Here is a 9708-nt window from a genome sequence, read left to right as displayed (position 1 = left end):
GCAGGAGGTCTTGGCATTATTGGAGCCGGTTCAATGTATCCTGATGTTTTAAGAACACATATTCAGAAGTGCAAATTAGCTACCCATCTGCCGTTTGGTGTTAATATTCCATTGCTGTATCCCAATATTCAGGAAATTATAGATGTGGTAATTGAAGAGAAAGTAAAAATTGTATTTTCTTCTGCTGGTAATCCTGCAACATGGACCAGTTTTTTAAAAGAAAAGGGTATTACTGTCGTTCATGTAATTGCCAATACAAAATTTGCCATAAAAGCCCAGGAAGCTGGCGTTGATGCCATCGTTGCTGAAGGTTTCGAAGCAGGCGGACATAACGGGAGAGAAGAAACCACCACCATGTGTTTAATTCCGATGATAAGGGATGCTGTTAAAATTCCTGTCATTGCAGCTGGCGGCATTGGGAGTGGAAAAGCCATGTTGGCTGCGTTTGCTTTAGGAGCAGATGCGGTTCAGATCGGTTCGGCCTTTGCTGTTGCCGAAGAATCATCTGCTCATCCGGCATTTAAAAATAAAATTATTGCTGCTGCTGAAGGCGACACTAGACTGGCCATGAAAAAACTGGTTCCGGTGCGGTTGCTGAAAAATGAATTTGCCGATGCAATATCGGTAGCAGAAGCTGAAGGCGCAGACCGAGGCCGCTTAATGGAGCTTTTGGGCAGAGCAAGGGCAAAAGCAGGAATGTTTGAGGGCGATATGGAAAACGGAGAACTCGAAATCGGTCAGGTTTCGGCTATGCTGGATGAAATTAAACCTGCAAAAGAAATCCTGAAAGAAATATGGTCAGATTTTAGGTCCGAATTGCAAAGATTTAACAGTTTACAAAGCGAATTGGACTTATAAACATATGGATACACAATTGCTTTACTAACTTTGCAACAATAAATTTTAGCATGAGCGAAAAAAATATAAAATCTCCACAAGGGAATTTAGGGGTGAAACACCTCAATATAACGATAACAGGTAAAGTACAGGGCGTTGGCTTCAGGGAAACCACAAAAATTATTGCCAACCAAATGATGGTAACCGGTTTTGTAAGGAACGAAAAAGACGGATCGGTTTATATCGAAGCGGAAGGCGACAATATTTTTCTGGAAGAATTTGTAAACTGGTGCCACGAAGGGCCAGACCGCTCGCGTGTAGAAAATGTGGCGGTAAGCGATGGTGAAGTAAAAAACTATCGTAATTTTGAAATCTTAAGAAAATAAATTGCTGAATTGTTGGATTGCTATATTGTTCCACTAAGGAGCCTATCTCAATACGCAGTACTCAAATCTCAATCATAAATGTCTGTATATAAAAAGTTTCTTGGGCAAACCATGGTTTATGGTATCAGTACCATCGCCTCGCGGTTACTCAATTTCATATTAACACCAATATTTACCCGGAGTTACGGTGCTAGTGCATTAGGTGTTTTTACCAAAATGTATGCTTATGCATCTATGACGAATGCTATACTGGCCTTTGGGATGGAAACTACTTTTTTTAGGTATCTCAATAAACATGAAGATAAAAAACAGCAGGTTTATAACAATTCTTTCCTGATCGTTGCCTTTATATCCATACTGTTTTTAATTACTGGGCTTGTTCTTACCGAACCGATCACCAAATGGTTGTTAAACAGTAATATGTCACATTATCAGGATCAAAAAAGATATGTACAGTATTTTCTTTGGCTCTTGTTTTCAGATGCCATCTGTGTAATTCCCTTTGCCAGGATCAGGGCTGATGGAAAGCCTTTTAGATATAGCATCATTAAATTTGTGAATATCTTGACTTATGTACTCTTAAGCTTATTTTTCATTTACGGTATCCCGCTAATCATTAAACATGATCTGCCCGGCGCAGCGTTCTTTCAAAGTTGGTTCCGTGATAAGTGGGTTGGGTATGTATTTATTGCCAATCTGGTAGCAAGTGCGCTTACCTTTTTACTTTTAGTGCCAGAATTTTTAAAGGTTCAGTTTAAATTTGACCGTGATCTTTTTAAAAAAATGCTTTCTTACAGCTGGCCTGTCCTGATCRCAAATTTATCTTTCATCGTTAATGAAAATCTGGATAAAATACTTTTGGATAGATACACAACCGAAGCAGAAGTAGGTATTTATGGTGCTGTTTGTAAGCTGGCTATATTCCTGAGTATTTTCAATATGGCTTTTAGACTGGGTGCCGAACCGTTTTTCTTCAGCTATGCCAAAAATGAAAACGCAAAGATTACTTATGCCAAAATTCTGGAATATTTTGTAATAGCACTTTCCATTCTTTTTGTGGCCCTCACTGCGAATATCGAAATCCTGAAATACTTTATCAGCCGGGATGCAAAACACCTGGCCGAATATTGGGTAGGTTTGCCCGCAGTTCCTTATTTACTTGTGGGCTACGTATGTTTAGGTATTTATATGAACCTTTCTATTTGGTATAGATTGTCTGATCAAACCAGATTTGGATTGTATATTTCTTTAATTGGAGCCTTTATTACCATTGTATTCAATATCATATTGATTCCGAAGTTTAGTTATATGGGTTCTGCCTGGGTTTCGATGGCAACCTATGGAACGATGATGATTATTTCGTATATCCTCGGACAGAAATATTACCCAATCCCCTATAATCTTAAAAAGATTTTATCTTACTTAATCATTTCGATCATACTGGTATTCTCTTCGTTTTTCGTATTCCATAGAAACATTTATATTGGCAATGCCATGTTGATTGTTTTTGTTGCGGGTATTGCCTATTTTGAAAAGAATGATTTAATGAAAATACTAAAAAGAGGTTAGTTAGAGACTTTTGTATTAGGTTCATCGTTAATGGTCAATGGCAATCAAACCATGATCTATAAGCCATTAACCTAAAGTACCCAACAATAAAAAAATGGAAATAAAAATTATCAATACATCCGAACATGCACTTCCACAATATGAAACTGCACATGCGGCTGGTATGGATCTGCGGGCATCAATAATAGAAGAAATGATATTGAAACCTTTGCAGCGCTTATTGGTGCCAACAGGTTTGTTTATTGAATTACCGATTGGTTACGAAGCACAGATCAGACCCAGAAGCGGCTTGGCCTATAAACACGGTATTAGCATTGTAAATGCTCCTGGTACAATTGACGCCGATTACCGTGGTGAAATAAAAGTTTTATTGGTAAATTTATCAGATACAGATTTTAAAATCGTTAATGGCGATAGAATTGCACAAATGGTTGTGGCAAAACACGAAACCGTTAGCTGGCAAACCGTAGAACAATTAGGGGAAACTGTACGCGGCGAAGGTGGCTACGGACATACGGGGAAATAGTCCACAGTCCTAAGTCAAAAGTCCTTAGTCTGGAGTAAATTATTTGGATTGATAAATGATATGAAATACAAAGTACATTTTCTTGTTGGAGCCACTTTAGTGAGCATCCAGGCTTTTGGGCAGGGAACGGTTACGCCAAGTGCCAATCGCGATAGCAATATGGTAAAACAATTGTTTTTTGCGGGCTTACGGGAGAAAATGTCTGAAAATTATGTTGTTGCCTCTACCAATTTCAATAAAATTGTTGGTTTAGATCCGAATAACCATGCAGCCTATTTCGAGCTGGCCAATGCAAACCTGCGTTTAGATAAACTTTCGGAAGCTGAACAGCATATAAAACAGGCAATTAAATTAAACGCCGGCAATTTATGGTACTGGCGCTTACTTGGTGAGGTATACAAGCGCACCAATAACATGCCCGAACTAATCGAAGTGTTTAATCAGTTGATCCGTCTCGATGCTGAAAACGATGCCTATTATTTTGATAAAGCCAATGCGCAGTTCTTAGGCAATCAGCTGGATGCTGCAAAAAAGACCTATGATGAAATTCAGGCTAAATTTGGCGAATCAAGAGATTTGGTAAACGCCAGAAAGCGTCTGCAATCTAACGGGAATGCCACTGAAAGTGATATTGTTAAATTATTGGAAGGCAATCAGGCTGATGTAAAGAACTATTTATATGCTGCAGGTTTGCTTTTGCAGAAGGGAAATGATCCGGAAGCATTAAAGGTATTAACCAAAGCCCAGCAGCTCGAACCCAATAATTTTGAGGTAAACCTGGCTTTGGCTGATATTTACCGTARGCAGAAAAATGACGAAGCTGCATTTTCTTCCTTAAAATTGGCTTTCGAAAGCAATGAAATGCCTCTTACGGAAAAGGTGAAGATTATCGCTGCACTTTTTCCGAAACTTAACCAACCCGTTGTTGCCAAAAATGTAACTGAACTAAGTAAACTGGTTGCAGAAAAAAATCCGGCTGATGCAAAAGCATTGGCACTTTATGGCGATGTACTTTATCAGCAGAACCACTTAAAAGATGCATTGTCCCAATATCAGGCTGCTTTAAAACTTAACGAACAGATTTATGTAGTGTGGGAACAGGTCATTAATATCCAAACACTGCTTGGGCACTATGAGGAAGCGATAAAGGTTGGCGATGAGGCTTTAAGCATTTATCCCAATCAGGCCAGCTTATATTATTATATGGCTTATGCCCTGTTTAAAACAGGTAAATATGAGCCCGCTCAAAGCAATTTAAAAACCTCCTTACAGTTGGATGTAGAGAATAAAAGCCTGCAGGCACAGATTTATGCACTACAGGGCGATATCTACATCAACCAGAATAATTTTGCCTTAGCTAAAACAGCTTTCGAAAAAGCCATTTCAACAGAGCCCGATAATTATCTCATCATGAATAATTATGCCTATTATTTGGCGTTGAGAAATGACGACTTAACCAAGGCCGCGAAATATGCAGAAACAGCGGCCAATGCTATGCCTAATAATCCTTCAATTGTAGATACCTACGCGTTTATTCTGTTTAAACAGCAAAAATACGATCTGGCGAAAATATGGATTGAAAAGGCTTTGCAAAACAATAGCAGTAAAAACGGTGTTTACTTGGAGCGATATGGCGATATACTTTTTATGAAAGGTGAAAAGGATGCTGCATTAATCCAATGGCAAAAAGCAAAAGAGACTGGAAACGGATCAGAAGTATTAATTAAAAAGATAAATGAAAAGAAGTATTTTAAATAGCGCATTCCTGTTAGGAGCTGTAATTTTTGTTTCGGCATGTAAACCTAAAAAAGAAATTGTAGTGGCTCCACCTACCAAAACAGAAACCAAAACTGATAATTCGAAAGCAGAAGCTTTAACACTACTAAATAGCAAACAACTTAAATTTAATACACTTTCTTTAAAAGCAAAAGCAACTTTAGATATTGCCGGCGACGCAAACGATGTAACCATGAATTTCAAGATGAAAGACAAGGAAGCCATTTGGGTAAGCATTACAGCCTTAGGTGGAATGGCAGAGGTGGCAAGGGCTTTGATTACGCCTGATAGTATCAAGATCATGAACCGGATGAAAAGCGAATACCTAAAAAAACCTTTTAGTTATATTTACAATTTCACCAATAAACAGGTTAATTTTAATACCCTACAATCCATTTTAACGGGCAATGCCATGGGCGAGTTTCTAACACAAGAATCGGATGTTAAACAGGAAAATGGTGTTTGGGTGGTTTCTGGAAGCAAATCGGAGTTGGATTACAAACTGCTTTTTAACACGCTGTTTAAAGTATCTGAAACCAATTTAAATGACGCTAAAAACGGTCAGGCGCTAAAAGTTACGTATACCGACTATCAAAAATTAAACGAGTCATTATTCCCTAGTGCATTGCAGATCAAAACACTATCTAAAGCAAAACGGATAAACATCGACTTACAGTTTGTCAAAATTGATGGCAATGTTCCGGTCGATTTTCCGTTTAATGTACCAAAGAGATTTACGGTTGTAAAGTAGGTTTAAAAACTACATTCACATACTCTATCAATGATTTGCCAGGTTAGGTACTGCATTAGTACAGCGGCTCTGGCAATCTTTGTTATGTATGAAGATTGAGTGAAGACAGTTCTGTAATAAGTAATTATGACTTTAGTATCTCGATTTTAATATTTTTTACTACAAAATTTTTATACTTTTGGCTTAATGAAGCTACAAAAACTCCTATTTATCCTTTTTTTAAGCGTGTTAACCCTTTCGGCGGTTGCACAAACTGAAAGCCAGCTCAGAAGGAAAAAAGAAGCTATACAACGCGAAATTGAACAGCTTCAAAAGAATTTGAATAAAACTGCCAGTGGTAAAAAGCTTACTATACAGCAGATTAATACTATAAATGCCCAGATTAGGCTGCGCCAGGATAAGATCGGTACAATCAACTCTGAAATAAAAAATCTGGATAACCAAATCTCTCAGAACACAAATACCGTACATACGTTGCAAGGTCAGTTGGGCGATCTTAAAAAAGAGTATGCGGGAATGATTCGTTTTGCACAGCGCAACAGAAATTCATACGATAAAATGATGTTCATTTTTGCGGCGAAGGATTTTAACCAGGCATATAAAAGAATAAAGTATTTACAGCAGTTTAGTCAATACCGTAAAAAACAGGCTGGATACATTGAAAATACGCAGCAAGATCTGAACGGCAAGATTAAGGTCCTGGATAAAACACTCAGGGAAAAAAGTGATCTGTTGAAGGAACAGGAAAGAGAGCGTGAGCGTTTAAGCAAGGATAAAAGCAAACAATCAGTAGAATTAAACAAACTGAGCAAGGACGAAAAACAGTTTAAACAGGATATTTCCAGTCGTAAAAAACAACAGGCTCAGATAGACAGGGCCATTAGTGCTGCAATTCAGCGGGCAATTGAAGAAGCGAGAAGGAAGGCCGCAGAAGAGGCAAGAAGAAAAGCGGCTGAAGAAGCACGGATTGCGGCGGCAAAAGCCAAGGCTGAAAATAGACCCGTACCTACTGCACCAGCTACACCAACCGCTAAAGCAAAATCGACAGGAGAATTGCTTACTGCAACACCTGAGGCAGCCAGATTATCGGCAGGTTTTGAAAATAACAGAGGAAGGTTACCTTGGCCTGTAGCAACAGGAACAATAACCGAAAGGTTTGGTTTACATAAGATCGACCAGGCAAGTTATACCAACGATGGAGTAGATATCACTACAACTGATGGGGCAACTGTTAGAAGTATATTTGCAGGTAAGGTTGTTATGGTGCAAAATATTATGGGCAGAACTGCCGTAGTAATTAACCACGGCGAGTACTTTACAGTGTACCAAAACTTAAGATCGGTTAGTGTGAGTGTAGGTAATTTAGTTGAAACCAAACAGGCGATTGGGATTGTGGCAAATACAGGTGACGACGCCATTTTAAAATTCCAGATTAGAAGAGGCCAGGGAACTTTAAATCCTGAAGCTTGGATTAGTAAATAAACTTAAGACAAGTTAAAATGTCTATATTTGTATAAATTATATTAGTGATGTATCAAGGCACGTTATTAGAGTTTTTAAACATGGGTGGATCAGAGATCGTACTCATTTTAGTGGTGGTTCTATTGTTGTTCGGAGGTAAAAAATTACCTGAACTTGCAAGAGGACTAGGGAAGGGAATCAGAGAGTTCAAAGATGCCTCTGATGGTGTTAAGCGTGAAATCCATAGGAATATCAACGCAATGGATTTAGATAAAGAAGAAGCAGAAGAAACAGCGGTAAACCATAGTCAACGTCATCATCCAACAGAAGAATCACCGGTTGATGAAAAAATAGAGGCAAGTGAGTCACACATTGATCTGAGCAAGCCTACTGACGAAAAAATTGTAACTGACAAAGAAAAAGTTTAAACAAAAAAATCATGTTAAATACAACAATAGCAGCAATGCTTGGAACACCAGAAATTATCATTATTGCGATAGTGGTATTGTTATTATTTGGTGGTAAAAAAATTCCTGAACTAATGAGAGGTTTAGGTAAAGGTGTTAAAGAATTTAAAGATGGTAAAGATGGCGTTGATGGAGACCAAGTAGACCCATCTAACCGTGATAAAACCGTTTAATTGCAATAATTTTAGTTTTGAAGAAATACAGCTCTCTTAAAGAGATTCAAACACGCATTGCGCAAAAGCAATTAACTTTACCCGATTTATTAGCTTATTATTTTAAGCAAATTGAAAATAATGAACACCTCAATGCATTTAATGAGGTGTTTTTTTTATCGGCCGAAGTTCAGGCGAAAGCGATACAGCAAAAAATAGAAGAAGGTACTGCAGGCAAACTTGCAGGAATGATAATTGGTATTAAAGATAATATCTGTTATAAAGACCATATCGTTACTGCGTCGTCAAAAATGCTCGAGGGCTTTGTATCTCCATATTCTTCTACCATTGTGCAGCGATTGTTACAGGAAGATGCCGTTATTATCGGCCGTTTAAACTGTGATGAGTTTGCGATGGGCGGCTCTAATGAAACTTCATACTATGGGGTTGCTAAAAATGCTGCAAATCCCGACCTTGTTCCTGGTGGGTCTTCAGGTGGCTCAGCTGTAGCCGTTCAGGCCGATATGTGTTTGTCTGCCCTGGRTACCGATACCGGTGGCTCGGTAAGACAGCCAGCTGCATTTTGTGGCCAAATTGGGCTTAAACCTACCTATGGGCGCATTTCAAGGTATGGTGTTATTGCTTATGCTTCTTCTTTTGATCAGGTTGGGCCAATTACATCATCAGTAGAAGATGCTGCCTTGCTTTTACAGGTTTTAGCTGGCGCTGATGATTACGATTCTACTGTTTCTTCAAGTGCAGTGCCCGATTATCCTGCTCATTTGAATGAACATAAAAAACACAAAATAGCGGTATTAAAAGAAACTATTGAGAGCGAAGCCCTCGATCCCGAAATCAAGTCGGCTATTTTAAAATCGATCGAGCAGCTCAAATCAGATGGACATACTGTTGAGTATGTTTCTTTTGATCTGTTGGATTATCTGGTTCCGGCCTATTATATCTTAACAACGGCCGAAGCCTCTTCAAATCTATCGCGTTATGACGGCGTTCATTACGGACATCGTAACCTAGAGGCGAAATCGCTAAATGAGCTTTATAAATTGTCCCGCGCCGAAGGTTTTGGCGAGGAAGTAAAACGCCGCATTCTTTTAGGTACTTTTGTTTTAAGTGCGGGATATTACGATGCTTACTATCAAAAAGCACAGCAGGTTCGCCGGTTGATCAGAGAAAAAATGGATGCCTTGTTTGAGGATTATGATTTAATTCTTTCTCCTGTGGCACCAACAGCAGCTTTTAAAATTGGCGATAATGTTCAGGATGCAATTGTGATGTATATGGCCGATATTTTTACCGTATTGCCTTCTTTAAGCGGAAATCCGGCTATTGCTTTGCCACTAGGCAATAATGCAGCAGGATTGCCGTTAAGTATACAGTTTACAGCCAAACATTTTGAGGAAGATAAGCTTCTGGCTTTTTCTCAGGCATTTTTATCATAGTTTTATCGTCATTGCGAGTTACAAAGCATTATAGTTAAGTATGGCAATGGCATTTTATTAACTGTTTTTCTAGGCATTGCCTAGAAGGTTCGCAGGTTCTTACTCTTTTCCTTATTATGAAAAGAAAAATCTGTATAAAGGTTTGTGAGGACACATGCCACGGTTAATGAAAATTTGAACCAATAGCCCATGATTAAAAAATTACTTTTTGCTTCAATTTGCGCTTGTTTAGGATACATTTCTTCTTCTTCCGCGCAACAAACGCTCAAACTGGATAGTCTTCCGAAGATTCACAACAACATCTTTATCAATACCGATACTGTGGC

At 38.6% G+C, this 9708-nt stretch carries 10 protein-coding genes; all 10 read left to right on the top strand.

Going from position 1 to position 9708, the window contains the following annotated elements; translation table 11 throughout:
- Positions 1–858, top strand: an 858-nt coding sequence (locus AC1DPQ_RS08155) for an NAD(P)H-dependent flavin oxidoreductase (protein ID WP_477608738.1), incomplete at its 5' end; no start/stop codon positions are given.
- Between the two features lie 50 nt (positions 859–908).
- On the top strand, positions 909–1223 hold the full coding sequence (locus AC1DPQ_RS08150; RefSeq protein ID WP_477582083.1) for an acylphosphatase: 315 nt from the start codon (positions 909–911) through the stop codon (positions 1221–1223).
- Positions 1224–1301: 78 nt separating this feature from the next.
- Complete coding sequence (locus AC1DPQ_RS08145) at positions 1302–2792, top strand: oligosaccharide flippase family protein (RefSeq protein WP_477608736.1); 1491 nt, start codon at positions 1302–1304, stop codon at positions 2790–2792.
- A gap of 94 nt (positions 2793–2886) precedes the next feature.
- Positions 2887–3318: a dUTP diphosphatase gene (gene dut, locus AC1DPQ_RS08140; RefSeq protein WP_477585109.1), complete on the top strand. Its 432-nt coding sequence runs from the start codon at positions 2887–2889 to the stop codon at positions 3316–3318.
- Positions 3319–3378: 60 nt separating this feature from the next.
- On the top strand, positions 3379–5076 hold the full coding sequence (locus AC1DPQ_RS08135; RefSeq protein WP_477608734.1) for a tetratricopeptide repeat protein: 1698 nt from the start codon (positions 3379–3381) through the stop codon (positions 5074–5076).
- Positions 5054–5845: a lipoprotein insertase outer membrane protein LolB1 gene (lolB1, locus tag AC1DPQ_RS08130; RefSeq protein ID WP_477608732.1), complete on the top strand. Its 792-nt coding sequence runs from the start codon at positions 5054–5056 to the stop codon at positions 5843–5845. Before AC1DPQ_RS08135 ends, lolB1 begins: the two co-directional genes overlap by 23 nt.
- A 186-nt stretch (positions 5846–6031) precedes the next feature.
- Positions 6032–7327, top strand: coding sequence for a murein hydrolase activator EnvC family protein (locus AC1DPQ_RS08125; RefSeq protein WP_477585475.1), 1296 nt, complete (start codon positions 6032–6034; stop codon positions 7325–7327).
- 47 nt (positions 7328–7374) lie between these two features.
- Positions 7375–7734 (top strand): Sec-independent protein translocase subunit TatA/TatB, encoded by a 360-nt coding sequence (locus AC1DPQ_RS08120; RefSeq protein ID WP_036669953.1) that lies wholly within the window; start codon positions 7375–7377, stop codon positions 7732–7734.
- An 11-nt stretch (positions 7735–7745) separates the two neighbouring features.
- Positions 7746–7946, top strand: coding sequence for a twin-arginine translocase TatA/TatE family subunit (gene tatA, locus AC1DPQ_RS08115; protein ID WP_199562669.1), 201 nt, complete (start codon positions 7746–7748; stop codon positions 7944–7946).
- Between the two features lie 17 nt (positions 7947–7963).
- Complete coding sequence (gatA, locus tag AC1DPQ_RS08110) at positions 7964–9382, top strand: Asp-tRNA(Asn)/Glu-tRNA(Gln) amidotransferase subunit GatA (RefSeq protein ID WP_477608729.1); 1419 nt, start codon at positions 7964–7966, stop codon at positions 9380–9382.
- The last annotated feature ends 326 nt before the right edge of the window (positions 9383–9708 follow it).

Source organism: Pedobacter sp. 01T416_2 (assembly GCF_056398925.1).
Note: the sequence above shows the minus strand (reverse complement) of the source record. Positions and strands in the feature narration are given on the sequence as shown.